The organism is Hydrogenophaga sp. (assembly GCF_965657535.1).
In the GTDB taxonomy this organism is placed as follows: domain Bacteria; phylum Pseudomonadota; class Gammaproteobacteria; order Burkholderiales; family Burkholderiaceae_C; genus Hydrogenophaga.
On record NZ_CBFHOP010000006.1, the window covers coordinates 150,441 to 163,198 of the forward strand.

Below are 12,758 nucleotides of genomic sequence, written 5' to 3' on the forward strand. Positions count from 1 at the left end.
TGAAGGGCGGAATTTCCGGCCCTGACAGCTGTCGGATGGGCAAAGTTAATTATGAATTACACTGCGCCACCCCGACCCAGCGCGTCGCTGGTCCCGCCCCCATCCGGGCGTCTGGACCCTGCTCTGGAACTGTGCAGGCCACCCGCCAGCCCACCTTCAACAGAACCCATATGCATCCTGTTTTGACATCTCCCCTGCGCCGCCGCTGCACCACCTGGGTGCTGGCCATGGCGGCTTGCCTGAGCCTGCCCGCCACGGCACAGCCCTCTGTTCAAACCGCCAGCGCAGCCAGCGGCGCGCCCATTCGCATCGGCATGATTGAAGGCCTTTCGGGTCCTTTTGCCAACACCGGCGAAGCTGTGTTTCGCAACCTGGTTTGGGCCACCGAGCGTGTGAACGCACGTGGCGGCGTGAAGCTGCCCGGCGGCAACCGTCCGCTGCTCATCGAGCGTTTCGACAGCAAGGGCCAGACCGAAGAGGCGCTGTCGGCCTTGCGCTCCGCGATCGACCGCAACATCACCATCGTGACCCAGGGCAACAGTTCGGCCGCAGCGGCGGGGCTGATCGACGCCATCAACAAACACAACGAGCGCGAGCCGTCGCGTCAGGTGGTGTTTCTTAACTACTCGGCGGTGGACCCGGTGCTGACGAATGAGAAGTGCAGCTACTGGCATTTCCGCTTTGACGCCCATGCGGACATGCGCATGACCGCGCTCATGAGTGTGTTGCGCGAAGTCGCAGCCTTGAAAAACATCTACCTCATTGGCCAGGACTACAGCTTTGGCCAGGCGGTGCTGCGCGAAGCGCGCAACCAGCTGGCGGCCAAGCGGCCCGATGTGAAAATTGTGGGTGACGAGCTGCACCCCATGGCTCGGGTGAAAGACTTTTTGCCCTACGCCAACAAGATCAAGGCCAGCGGCGCCCAAGCCGTGCTCACCGGCAACTGGGGCAACGACCTCACGCTGCTGGTGAAAGCCGCCCGAGAGGTGGGTTTTGAAGGCACGTTCTACACCTTCTACGGCAATGCGCTGGGAGCGCCTGCCGCCATTGGAGATGCCGGCATTGGCAAAGTGGTGGCGGTGGCCGACTGGTTTCCCAACGTGGCCACGCGCGAATCCGAAGCTTTCTACCAGTCGTTCCGCCAGCGTTTTCCCAAACCCGAAGAAGACTACGTGCACATGCGCATGCAGCTCATGATTGAGTCGTTGGCGCAGGCCATTGAGCGCGCGGGTGCCGATGGCAGCCCAATCAACGCGGCCAACCTCGCCGCTCAGCTGGAAAAAGCCGACGTCACTTTTGCTGGGCAGCGCGCCCGCATGCGCGCCGCCGACCACCAGTTTCAGCAGCCGTTGACTGTGGCGGTCATGGACCGCCAGGGAGCACCCGGCGTCAAGTTCGATGTCGAGGGTTCGGGTTATGGTTTTCGGGTCATTCGCAGCATCACGCCGCAGCAGGCCGAGCAGCCCCACAGCTGTAACATGGCGCGGCCCTGATACCGGGTATTTCAAGGAGTCGGTTCATGCGAGCCGTGGTTGATCAACTGGAAGAGTCCCGCATTCGCGAGGTGGCCAACGAAGGCCTGGGCCGTCCGGACGTGCTCAAGTTCTGGTTTGGTGAAAGCGACGAAGTCACGCCGGCCTTCATCCGCGAAGCGGCGATTGCCTCGCTGCAGCTGGGCGAGACCTTTTACGCCCACAACCTGGGGCTGCCCGAGTTGCGCCAGGCGATTGCGGTCTACACCCACGGCCTGCACCCCGGGCGCGGCGCCGACCACTGGTTTGACCGCATCGCCGTCACCTCGGGCGGCGTCAATGGCCTCATGCTGGCGTCACAGGCCTTGGTGGAGGCGGGTGACGAGGTCGTGGTGGTCACGCCCGCCTGGCCCAATCTGGTGGCGCAGCCGCAAATCATGGCAGCACGGGTCAAGACCGTGGCGTTGAAAGTGAGCGAGACGGGCGACAACGCGGGCGCCTGGGTGCTTGACATGGCCGCCTTGCTGGCTGCCATCACACCGGCCACGCGTTTGCTGATTGTCAACGCGCCCAACAACCCGACCGGTTGGACGCTCAGCCGCGACGAGCAGGCCACCATCCTGGCGCACTGCCGCCGCACCGGCACCTGGGTGCTGGCAGACGAGGTTTACGAGCGCCTGTACTATGCCGCCGACGGCATGGGCTTCGCGGCGCCCAGCTTTCTGGATGTGGCCGAACCGGACGACCGCCTGATCGTGGCCCACAGTTTCTCAAAGAGCTTTCTCATGACCGGCTGGCGCCTTGGCTGGCTGGTGCTGCCGCACGCGCTCACCCACGCTCTGGGCAAGTTGATCGAGTTCAACACCTCGTGCGCACCGGTGTTCACCCAGCGCGCTGCCGTGGTGGCGCTGCAGCGCGGCGACGAGGTCACGCCCGCGCTGGTGGCGCACCTGCAAACCTGCCGCGACACCCTGGTGCCGCTGCTGCAGGCCATACCTGGCGTCACGCTGGCCATGCCGAAAGGTGGCATGTACGCCTTTTTCCGGCTGGAGGGCCAGCCCGACTGCCTGGATGTGGCCAAGCGGCTGGTGCGCGAGGCCGGCTTGGGCCTGGCCCCTGGCAGCGCCTTTGGCTCCGAAGCCGTCGGCTGGTTGCGCTGGTGCTTTGCCAGCCGCGATCCGCAGCGCCTCGTGCAGGGCGTAGAGCGACTTCGGTCCTGGCTCGAAGGCCCGGGACAAAAAACGACTGGGCTATAATTTGCGGTTGCTGTCCGTTTGGACGGCAATTCACGCCCGTTGCGGCGGTCAGGCCTGGTGTTCCATGTGCTGGCAGGCTGCGACGGGACGCATGTAACCCCCAGGAATCCGACATGATCGAAAAATCCATCAAAGCCGCTGTCGTCGCGGACAACGCCCGTGCCGCCAACGACACCGGTAGCCCAGAAGTGCAGGTCGCCATTCTGACCGCCCGCATCAACGAGCTGACCCCCCACTTCAAGACCCACGCCAAAGACCACCACGGCCGCCGTGGCCTGTTGCGTATGGTGAGCCGCCGCCGCAAGCTGCTGGACTACTTGAAGTCCAAAGACGCTCAGCGCTACATCGCCCTGATCGCCAAGTTGGGCCTGCGCAAGTAATTTTGAGTACGGCATGACACGCAAAACGCCTGAGTTGGTTCGCTGGCTCGGGCGTTTTTTGTTTGTCAGCCACGTTTTTTGATTCCGGAGCAGCAACAACAGAGCGAAGCTGTGTCATTCCAAAGGTGTTGACGGCCGCGCCGCAGCGGCGTTCAACGGCTCTGGAATGGCATCGTGTTCTGGGTTGTGTTTCCGGGTTTTGTGCAGATGGTCTGCACGCCAAGCCGCCCGCCAGTTTTGCTGGGTGGCCCATAGGAGAAAACCCATGAGCATGTTCAATAAAGTCACCAAGACCTTCCAGTGGGGCCAGCACACGGTCACCATGGAAACCGGCGAAATTGCCCGCCAGGCCACCGGCGCTGTGCTTGTCAACATTGACGACACCGTGGTGCTCGCCACCGTGGTGGCCAAGACCGATGCCAAAGCCGGTCAAGACTTCTTCCCGCTGACGGTGGATTACACCGAAAAATCGTACGCCGCCGGCAAGATCCCTGGCAGCTTCTTCAAGCGCGAAGGCCGCCCTAGCGAACTCGAAACGCTGACCTGCCGCCTGATCGACCGTCCGATCCGCCCGCTGTTCCCTGAAGGCTTCTACAACGAAGTCCAGGTGATCGTGCACGTGGTCAGCCTCAACCCCGAAGTGCAGGCCGACATCGCGGCCATGATCGCCACCTCCGCCGCTCTGTCGGTCAGTGGCATCCCGTTCAACGGCCCCATTGGTGCGGCCCGCGTGGGTTACATCAATGGCCAGTATGTGCTGAACCCTGGCCAGACCCAGCTCAAAGACAGCCAGCTTGACCTGGTGGTGGCCGGTACCGAAGCCGCTGTGCTGATGGTGGAGTCCGAAGCCGACCAACTGTCTGAGGAAGTCATGCTGGGTGCCGTGGTGTTTGGCCACGAGCAGGGTAACGTCGCCATCGCCGCCATCAACGAATTGGTACGCGACGCGGGCAAGCCCGTCTGGGACTGGCAAGCGCCTGCCAAAGACGAAGCCCTGATCGCCAAGATCGATGGTCTGGCCAAGGCCAAACTTGAGGCCGCTTACCAAATTCGCAACAAGCAAGCCCGCACCCAGGCCTGCCGTACGGCTTACGCCGACGTCATGGCAAGCCTGAAGGCCGAAGGCGTGGCCTTTGACAGTGTGGCCATTGAAGCCCTGTTGTTCGAAATCGAAGCCAAGATCGTGCGCGGCCAGATTCTGGCTGGCGAGCCTCGTATCGATGGTCGCGACACCCGCACCGTGCGCGCCATCGAAATCCGCAACAGCGTGTTGCCCCGCACCCACGGTTCGTCGCTGTTCACGCGCGGTGAAACCCAGGCGCTGGTGGTGGCCACGCTCGGCACCGACCGCGATGCCCAGCGCATTGATGCACTGGCGGGCGAATTCGAAGACCGCTTCATGCTGCACTACAACATGCCTCCCTTCGCCACCGGCGAAGCGGGCCGTTTCGGTACGCCCAAGCGCCGCGAAATCGGCCACGGCCGCCTGGCCAAGCGCGCGCTGATTGCTGCGCTGCCCAGCAAAGAGGACTTCCCCTACACCATGCGTCTGGTGTCGGAAATCACCGAGTCCAACGGTTCCTCTTCGATGGCTTCGGTTTGTGGCGGCTGCCTGGCGCTCATGGACGCTGGTGTGCCGATGAAAGCCCACGTGGCCGGTATCGCCATGGGTCTGATCAAGGAAGGCAACCGCTTCGCTGTGCTGACCGACATCCTGGGTGACGAAGACCACCTGGGTGACATGGACTTCAAGGTGGCCGGCACCACCAACGGTATCTCGGCGTTGCAGATGGACATCAAGATCCAGGGCATCACCAAAGAGATCATGCAGGTCGCACTGGCCCAGGCCAAAGAAGCCCGCATGCACATTCTGGGCAAGATGGAAGAAGCCATGGGCGAAGCCAAGACCGAAGTGTCGAACTTCGCGCCCAAGCTGTTCACCATGAAGATCAACCCCGAGAAGATCCGTGACGTGATCGGCAAAGGCGGCTCGGTGATCCGTGCGCTGACCGAAGAAACCGGCACCCAGATCAACATCGACGAAGACGGCACCATCACCATTGCCTCGACCGACAGCGCCAAGGCGGACGAAGCCAAGCGCCGTATCCAGCAGATCACCGCCGAAGTTGAAATCGGCAAGGTCTACGAAGGTCCGGTCACCAAGATCCTCGACTTCGGCGCCCTGATCAATTTGCTGCCTGGTAAAGACGGTTTGTTGCACATCAGCCAGATCGCGCACGAGCGTGTTGAGCGCGTGACCGACTACCTGAGCGAAGGCCAGATCGTCAAAGTCAAGGTGCTGGAGACCGACGAAAAGGGCCGTGTCAAGCTGTCCATGAAGGCGCTGATCGACCGCAACAGCGGCGACCAGGGTCAACAGCAACAGCAGCAATAAGACGGATTTTCCGGCCATGCAAGCGGTTGAAATCAGCGCCTACGGCGCACCTGAAGTGCTGCGTGTGACAGAGCGCCCCATGCCTGTAGCGGGCGAGGGCGAGGTGCTCATTCGCGTGAGCGCTTCGGGTGTGAACAGGCCCGATGTGCTGCAGCGCACCGGCAATTACCCGGTACCTCCTGGCGCGTCCGACATCCCCGGTCTTGAAGTGGCGGGTGTCATCGAGTCGGGTGACGCGGCTGGCATGGCTGCGGCGGGTCTCGCTGTGGGTGACCGTGTGTGTGCACTGGTGGCTGGCGGCGGGTATGCGCAATTTTGCGTGGCACCCTTGGGCCAGTGTCTGCCGGTTCCAGAGGGTCTGGACGACGTGGCTGCGGCCACATTGCCTGAGACGTTCTTCACCGTCTGGAGCAACGTGTTTGACCGGGCGCGCCTTCAGCCCGGTGAGACCCTGTTGATTCAGGGTGGCACCAGCGGTATCGGTGTGACGGCGATTCAGATGGCCAAGGCCCTGGGTGCCCGGGTGATCGCCACCGCAGGCAGCGATGAAAAATGCGCCGCCTGTGTGGCGCTTGGCGCCGACCATGCCATCAACTACAAAACGCAAGATTTTGTGGCTGTGGTGGGCGAGCTCACCGAAGGTCTGGGTGTCAATGTCGTCCTGGACATGGTGGCAGGCTCCTACGTGGCCCGCGAGCTGGACTGCCTTGCCGAAGATGGCCGTTTGGTCATCATCGCGGTGCAGGGCGGCGTCAAGGCCGAGATCAACGCCGGCATGGTGCTGCGTAGGCGCCTGACCATCACCGGCTCGACATTGCGTCCGCGGCCTGTGGCCTTCAAGACGGCTATTGCCCAGAGTTTGCGTGCAACCGTCTGGCCGCTGCTGGCCAGCGGCCGCATCAAACCTGTCATCTACCGCGTGTTCAACGCGGGTGAGGCTGCATCGGCCCACACGCTGATGGAGTCCAACCAACATATCGGCAAGCTGGTCCTGAAGTGGTCCTGACCGCTGGCTGAACGCCTTGCTGGAGAGAAAGCTATGAAAAAACTCATCGCAGGTAACTGGAAAATGAATGGCTCGCTGGCTGCCAACGAGGCGCTGGTCAAAGCCATGCTCACGGGGTTGAACGGCGCTGCGCCCGTCGCCGACATGGCGCTGTGCGCGCCTGCGCCTTACCTAGCGCAATTGCAAACCCTGCTGAAAGACAGTCCGATCGCTTGGGGCGCGCAAGACTTGTCTGCCCACGAGCAGGGTGCGTACACCGGTGAGGTCAGCGCGGCCATGCTGCAGGACTTTGCCTGCCGGTACGCCATCGTGGGCCACTCCGAACGCCGCCAGTACCACGGTGAAACAGATGCCTTGGTGGCAACCAAGGCGCAGCGCGCGTTGGCTCTCGGCATCACGCCCATCGTCTGCGTGGGTGAAACACTGGCCGAGCGCGACGCGGGACAAACGGAAACTGTGGTCAAGCGGCAGCTGGCTGCCGTGATCCACGCGGTGGCGCACTGCACCAGCGAAATTGTGGTGGCCTATGAGCCTGTGTGGGCGATCGGTACGGGCAAAACTGCCACACCCGAAATGGCTCAGCAGGTGCATGCTGTCCTGCGTGCTCAGCTTTCGGCTGCGACCCAGCATCCCGAGCGGGTGCATATCTTGTATGGCGGCAGCATGAATGCGGCCAATGCAGCCAGTCTGCTGGCCCAACCCGATATCGATGGTGGACTGATCGGTGGCGCCTCGCTCAAGGCCTCTGACTTTCTGCAGATCGTGGCGGCGGCGCAGTAAGCGCCTTCCCCAAGTTACTTATTTCCGGAGAAAAAAATGAACGTTTTGTTGACCATCCTTCTTGCGGTGCAGTTGCTCTCTGCCCTGGGCATGATCGGCCTGATTTTGATGCAGCACGGTAAGGGCGCAGACGCCGGCGCAGCCTTCGGTGGCGGTGCGGGTTCGGCCAGCCTGTTTGGTGCTTCGGGTGGTGCCAACTTCTTGTCTCGCACCACTGCGGTGCTGGCTGGCGTGTTCCTCACCTGCACGCTCGGCTTGGCCTACTTTGGTAACCTGCGCGAAGCGCCAACTTCCGGCAGCGTACTGGAAGGTTCGGTGCTCCCAGCCGACTTGCCCGCCGCTGCACAGATTCCAGGCCAGGCCAAGGGTGACGAGCCTGCGCCTTCTGTGGTGGACACGCAACCCGTTGGTACGGGCGCAGCCCAGATTCCAGCCAAGTAAGCTGGCTGCAAACCTGCTGTGTTTCGAGTTGAATTCCGTAGGTCTACGCCGCTTGGAATTGCAATGAAAATCCAGTGCGCGCTCTGAAAAAAAGGGTTGTTTCAGGGTAAACTCTAAGGCTTGTCGATAAGGCTCACACAGTCCCTCGTGAGCCCGGCAATGCAGACCTAGCCGACGTGGTGAAATTGGTAGACACGCTATCTTGAGGGGGTAGTGGCGAAAGCTGTGCGAGTTCGAGTCTCGCCGTCGGCACCAATCTTTGGACAACATGGCCCATGCGCCATGTCAGTGGAACTTACCAAGATGAGTCTCGAGCAATACCTTCCCGTTCTCTTGTTCATTTTGGTGGGTGTTGCGGTCGGGATCATTCCGCAGGTGTTGGGCTACATACTGGGCCCCAACCGCCCTGATGCGGAAAAAAACTCCCCTTATGAGTGCGGCTTCGAAGCATTTGAAGACGCTCGAATGAAATTCGATGTGCGCTACTACTTGGTGGCCATTTTGTTCATTTTGTTCGATCTGGAAATTGCATTTTTGATCCCCTGGGCTGTGGCTTTCTCGGACATTGGTCTGACAGGTTTTCTCGCTGGGGTGGTTTTTCTGGCCATTCTGACCGTGGGCTTTGCTTACGAGTGGAAAAAAGGCGCACTGGATTGGGAATGAGCAAGTTCAACCTATCTGTGCGCGAACTCCGGAGCTGTTCATGATTGAAGGCGTGTTCAAAGAGGGTTTCGTCACCACCAGCTACGACTCGGTGGTGAACTGGGCCAAGACGGGCTCGTTGTGGCCCATGACGTTTGGTTTGGCCTGTTGCGCAGTTGAGATGATGCATGCGGCCACGGCCCGCTATGACCTCGGTCGTTTCGGTGCTGAGGTGTTTCGCGCGAGTCCGCGTCAGTCCGATCTGATGATTGTGGCCGGCACGCTGTGCAACAAAATGGCGCCCGCTTTGCGCAAGGTTTACGACCAGATGGCGGAGCCTCGTTGGGTGCTGTCCATGGGTTCTTGCGCCAACGGTGGCGGGTATTACCACTACAGTTATTCGGTGGTGCGCGGCTGCGATCGCATCGTGCCGGTGGATGTGTATGTGCCCGGCTGTCCGCCCACTGCAGAAGCGCTGCTCTACGGCATCATTCAGTTGCAGCAAAAAATTCGCCGCACCAACACCATCGCGCGGGCCTGAGCGTCCGCCATGGCCTATCCGGTTTGCGTCCAGAAAGTCTGTTCATGAGCGATACCCGCACGCCCTACGCCACCTCGCCCGAGGCGATCCAGTCTTCTCTCTCTGCCTTGTTGGGTGATCGCGTCGAGTCGATCGTTGTGGTTCGCGGTGAGGTGACCCTGACCGTGAGTTCGGCCCATTATTTCGACGTCATGAAAAGCTTGCGCGACGAGCCTGTGGCGCGCTTTGAGCAGCTGATTGATTTGTGCGGTATGGACTACCAAACCTACGGCGACGGCCGCTGGGAAGGTCTGCGCTTTGCTGCGGTTGTTCATCTGCTGTCTGTCAGCCTCAACCAGCGTGTTCGCGTCCGTGTTTTTTGCCCGGAAGAGGACTTCCCAGTACTGGCGTCTGTCACGTCGTTGTGGGCGTCTGCCAACTGGTACGAGCGCGAAGCGTTCGACCTCTTCGGCATTGTGTTTGAAGGTCATGATGACCTGCGACGCATCTTGACCGACTACGGATTCATTGGTCATCCGTTCCGCAAGGATTTCCCGTTGTCGGGCCACGTGGAAATGCGTTACGACGCGACACGACAGCGTGTCGTGTACGAGCCAGTGAGCATCGAGCCGAGAGAGATCACGCCGCGCGTGATCCGCGAAGACAATTACGGCGGGTTGCACTAAGCCGCAGGCGAATCGGAATACCCATGGCTGAAATAAAGAACTACACCCTGAACTTTGGTCCGCAGCACCCGGCCGCGCACGGCGTTTTGCGGCTGGTGCTGGAGCTCGATGGTGAGGTGGTGCAACGCGCCGATCCACACATCGGCCTTCTGCACCGTGCCACTGAAAAGCTGGCCGAGAGCAAGACCTTCATCCAGTCGTTGCCCTATATGGACCGCCTCGACTATGTGTCGATGATGTGCAACGAGCACGCCTATTGCCTGGCCATCGAAAAGCTGTTGGGCATTGAGGTGCCGATCCGTGCCCAGTACATCCGCGTGATGTTCTCGGAGATCACCCGCCTCATGAATCACCTGATGTGGCTGGGCTCGCACGGTAACGACTGCGGCAGCTCCACCATCTTGATCTACGCGTTCCGCGAACGCGAAGATCTGTTTGACATGTACGAGGCCGTGTCTGGCGCGCGCATGCATGCGGCTTACTTCCGTCCAGGTGGTGTGTACCGCGATCTGCCGGACACGATGCCGCAGTACCGCGTCAGCAAGATCCGCAACGCCAAGGCCATGGCCGAGCTCAACACCAACCGTCAGGGGTCGTTGCTTGATTTCATCGACGATTTCACCAAGCGCTTTCCGACCTACCTGGGTGAATACCACACCTTGCTCACCGACAACCGCATCTGGAAACAGCGCACGGTCGGTATTGGGGTGGTTACGCCAGAGCGCGCCTTGAGCCTCGGCATGACCGGGCCCATGCTGCGGGGTTCTGGTATTGCGTGGGACCTGCGCAAGACCCAGCCTTACGACGTCTACGACCGGATGGATTTCGATATCCCGGTGGGCAAGACGGGCGATTGTTACGACCGCTATCTCGTTCGCATGGAGGAGATGAAGCAGTCTAACCGCATCATTGAACAATGCGTGACATGGTTGCGCGCCAACCCGGGGCCTGTCATCACCGACAACCACAAAGTGGCGGCGCCTTCACGTGAGTCGATGAAGTCGAACATGGAAGAGCTGATTCACCACTTCAAGCTGTTCACCGAGGGCTTCCATGTGCCCGAGGGTGAGGCCTATGCTGCCGTTGAGCATCCAAAAGGTGAGTTCGGTATCTACCTCGTGAGCGATGGCGCCAACAAACCCTACCGCTTGAAAATTCGCGCCCCTGGCTTTGCGCATCTGGCCACCATGGATGAAATGGCGCGGGGCCACATGCTGGCAGACGCGGTGGCCATCATTGGCACCATGGACATCGTTTTTGGAGAGATTGACCGATGATCTCCGGCATCAAAACTGTGCAAACGGCATCGCTGCCCGAAGCCACCCTGCAGCGGTTCGCCCGTGAAGTCGCCAAATACCCCGCCGATCAGGCGCAGTCTGCCGTCATGGCCTGCCTGTCGATCGTGCAGCAAGAACAAGGTCACGTGAGCCTGGAGGCCGAGAAGGCCATTGCTGAATACCTGGGTATGGCACCCATTGCGGTTCACGAGGTCACGACCTTCTACAACATGTACAACCAGCAGCCGGTGGGCAAGTACAAGCTCAACGTCTGTACCAACCTGCCGTGCCAACTGCGCGATGGCAACAAGGCGTTGAAGCACCTGGAGCACAAGCTTGGTGTCACGATGGGGGGCACCACGGCCGATGGCATGTTCACCCTGCAACAGAGTGAATGCCTGGGTGCTTGTGCCGATTCGCCCGTGATGCTGGTGAACGATCGCCACATGTGCAGTTTCATGAGCAACGACAAACTCGACCAGCTGATCGAAGGCTTGCGTTCGACGGAGGCAAAGTGACATGAACGCCGAGCAAATTCTTTCCCAGTTTCGCGCCACGGGCGTGCAAACCTGTTTCCATGGTCGCCACATCAATCCGCAGATTTACGCTGATTTGAATGGCAGCAACTGGTCGCTCAAGGACTACGAAGCGCGCGGTGGCTACCAGGCCCTACGCAAGATTCTGGGTCAGGACGACTCTGCACCGAATCCTGACACCGGCGTTGCGGGCATGACCCAGGACCAGGTCATCGCAACATTGAAAGAGTCCGCGCTGCGCGGCCGCGGCGGTGCAGGTTTTCCCACCGGTCTGAAGTGGAGCTTCATGCCGCGCCAGTTTCCTGGCCAAAAGTACCTCGTCTGCAACTCGGATGAAGGCGAGCCGGGCACCTGCAAGGACCGCGACATCCTGATGTACAACCCGCACATCGTCATCGAAGGTATGGCCATTGCCGCCTTCGCGATGGGCATCAGTGTGGGTTACAACTACATTCACGGCGAAATTTTTGAAGCCTATGACCGCTTCGAACTTGCGCTGGAAGAAGCCCGTGCCGCCGGTTTGCTGGGCAACAACATCATGGGCAGCAATTTCAGCTTCCAGCTGCATGCTTTCCACGGTTTTGGTGCGTACATCTGCGGTGAAGAAACCGCGCTGCTCGAATCCCTGGAAGGCAAAAAGGGCCAACCCCGTTTCAAACCGCCGTTTCCAGCCAGTTTCGGCCTGTACGGCAAGCCCACCACGATCAACAACACCGAGACCTTCGCTGCGGTGCCCTGGATCATCCGCAATGGCGGCCAGGCCTATCTGGAGTGCGGTAAGCCCAACAACGGTGGCACCAAGATTTTCTCCGTCAGTGGTGATGTGGAAAGCCCAGGCAACTTTGAAGTGCCCATGGGTACACCGTTCTCGACGCTGCTGGAACTTGCAGGTGGTGTGCGCAAGGGGCGCAAGCTCAAAGCGGTGATTCCGGGCGGCTCGTCGTCGCCCGTGCTGCCTGCATCCATCATGATGGACTGCACCATGGACTACGACTCGATCTCCAAGGCCGGTTCCATGCTTGGATCCGGCGCGGTGATCGTCATGGACGACAGCCGCTGCATGGTGGAGTCGCTCAAACGCCTGTCCTACTTTTACATGCACGAGAGCTGTGGCCAGTGCACCCCTTGCCGCGAGGGTACAGGATGGCTCTGGCGTCTGGTGGACCGCATCGAGCGGGGTGAAGGCAAGCCGGCTGACATGGCTTTGCTCGACAACGTGGCTGAGAACATCATGGGGCGCACCATTTGCGCTCTGGGCGACGCAGCGGCCATGCCGGTGCGCGCCATGATCAAACATTTCCGGCCTGAGTTCGAGCACTACATCGAACACAAGACCCGCATGGCCACGGCCAACGTCTGAGAAGAAG

General features: G+C 60.6%; 13 protein-coding genes and 1 tRNA gene. All 14 read left to right on the forward strand.

Annotated features, from left to right (window positions below; translation table 11 throughout):
* Window positions 1–170 precede the first annotated feature (170 nt).
* The 14 genes from ACTG4K_RS12370 to nuoF all read left to right on the forward strand — a co-directional run bounded on the left by ACTG4K_RS12370 (window position 171) and on the right by nuoF (window position 12,751).
* The gene (locus tag ACTG4K_RS12370; protein WP_439114514.1) at window positions 171–1,493 is read left to right on the forward strand and encodes a branched-chain amino acid ABC transporter substrate-binding protein; all 1,323 of its coding nucleotides are present in this window, start codon (window positions 171–173) and stop codon (window positions 1,491–1,493) included.
* Window positions 1,494–1,519: 26 nt separating this feature from the next.
* Window positions 1,520–2,728: a pyridoxal phosphate-dependent aminotransferase gene (locus tag ACTG4K_RS12375; RefSeq protein ID WP_439114515.1), complete on the forward strand. Its 1,209-nt coding sequence runs from the start codon at window positions 1,520–1,522 to the stop codon at window positions 2,726–2,728.
* 113 nt (window positions 2,729–2,841) lie between these two features.
* Window positions 2,842–3,108: a 30S ribosomal protein S15 gene (gene rpsO / locus ACTG4K_RS12380; RefSeq protein WP_439114516.1), complete on the forward strand. Its 267-nt coding sequence runs from the start codon at window positions 2,842–2,844 to the stop codon at window positions 3,106–3,108.
* Window positions 3,109–3,373: 265 nt separating this feature from the next.
* A complete protein-coding gene (gene pnp / locus ACTG4K_RS12385) occupies window positions 3,374–5,503 on the forward strand; it encodes a polyribonucleotide nucleotidyltransferase (protein ID WP_439114517.1) in 2,130 nt (709 codons plus the stop codon).
* 16 nt (window positions 5,504–5,519) lie between these two features.
* Window positions 5,520–6,509 carry an NAD(P)H-quinone oxidoreductase gene (locus ACTG4K_RS12390; RefSeq protein ID WP_439114518.1) on the forward strand — a complete coding sequence of 330 codons (990 nt, stop codon included), beginning with the start codon at window positions 5,520–5,522 and terminating at the stop codon, window positions 6,507–6,509.
* 33 nt (window positions 6,510–6,542) lie between these two features.
* Window positions 6,543–7,289 (forward strand): triose-phosphate isomerase, encoded by a 747-nt coding sequence (gene tpiA / locus ACTG4K_RS12395; protein ID WP_439114519.1) that lies wholly within the window; start codon window positions 6,543–6,545, stop codon window positions 7,287–7,289.
* A gap of 36 nt (window positions 7,290–7,325) precedes the next feature.
* Window positions 7,326–7,730, forward strand: a complete 405-nt coding sequence (gene secG, locus ACTG4K_RS12400) for a preprotein translocase subunit SecG (RefSeq protein ID WP_439114520.1) — start codon at window positions 7,326–7,328, stop codon at window positions 7,728–7,730.
* 170 nt (window positions 7,731–7,900) lie between these two features.
* A tRNA-Leu gene (locus ACTG4K_RS12405) sits at window positions 7,901–7,985 on the forward strand.
* A 48-nt stretch (window positions 7,986–8,033) separates the two neighbouring features.
* Window positions 8,034–8,393, forward strand: coding sequence for an NADH-quinone oxidoreductase subunit A (locus tag ACTG4K_RS12410; protein WP_439114644.1), 360 nt, complete (start codon window positions 8,034–8,036; stop codon window positions 8,391–8,393).
* Window positions 8,394–8,433: 40 nt separating this feature from the next.
* A complete protein-coding gene (locus tag ACTG4K_RS12415) occupies window positions 8,434–8,913 on the forward strand; it encodes a NuoB/complex I 20 kDa subunit family protein (RefSeq protein WP_068175390.1) in 480 nt (159 codons plus the stop codon).
* A 44-nt stretch (window positions 8,914–8,957) separates the two neighbouring features.
* Window positions 8,958–9,578 carry an NADH-quinone oxidoreductase subunit C gene (locus ACTG4K_RS12420; protein ID WP_439114521.1) on the forward strand — a complete coding sequence of 207 codons (621 nt, stop codon included), beginning with the start codon at window positions 8,958–8,960 and terminating at the stop codon, window positions 9,576–9,578.
* 23 nt (window positions 9,579–9,601) lie between these two features.
* Window positions 9,602–10,855 carry an NADH-quinone oxidoreductase subunit D gene (locus ACTG4K_RS12425; RefSeq protein WP_439114522.1) on the forward strand — a complete coding sequence of 418 codons (1,254 nt, stop codon included), beginning with the start codon at window positions 9,602–9,604 and terminating at the stop codon, window positions 10,853–10,855.
* Window positions 10,852–11,373, forward strand: a complete 522-nt coding sequence (gene nuoE / locus ACTG4K_RS12430) for an NADH-quinone oxidoreductase subunit NuoE (RefSeq protein ID WP_439114523.1) — start codon at window positions 10,852–10,854, stop codon at window positions 11,371–11,373. Before ACTG4K_RS12425 ends, nuoE begins: the two co-directional genes overlap by 4 nt.
* A gap of 1 nt (window position 11,374) precedes the next feature.
* Window positions 11,375–12,751: an NADH-quinone oxidoreductase subunit NuoF gene (nuoF, locus tag ACTG4K_RS12435; RefSeq protein ID WP_439114524.1), complete on the forward strand. Its 1,377-nt coding sequence runs from the start codon at window positions 11,375–11,377 to the stop codon at window positions 12,749–12,751.
* The last annotated feature ends 7 nt before the right edge of the window (window positions 12,752–12,758 follow it).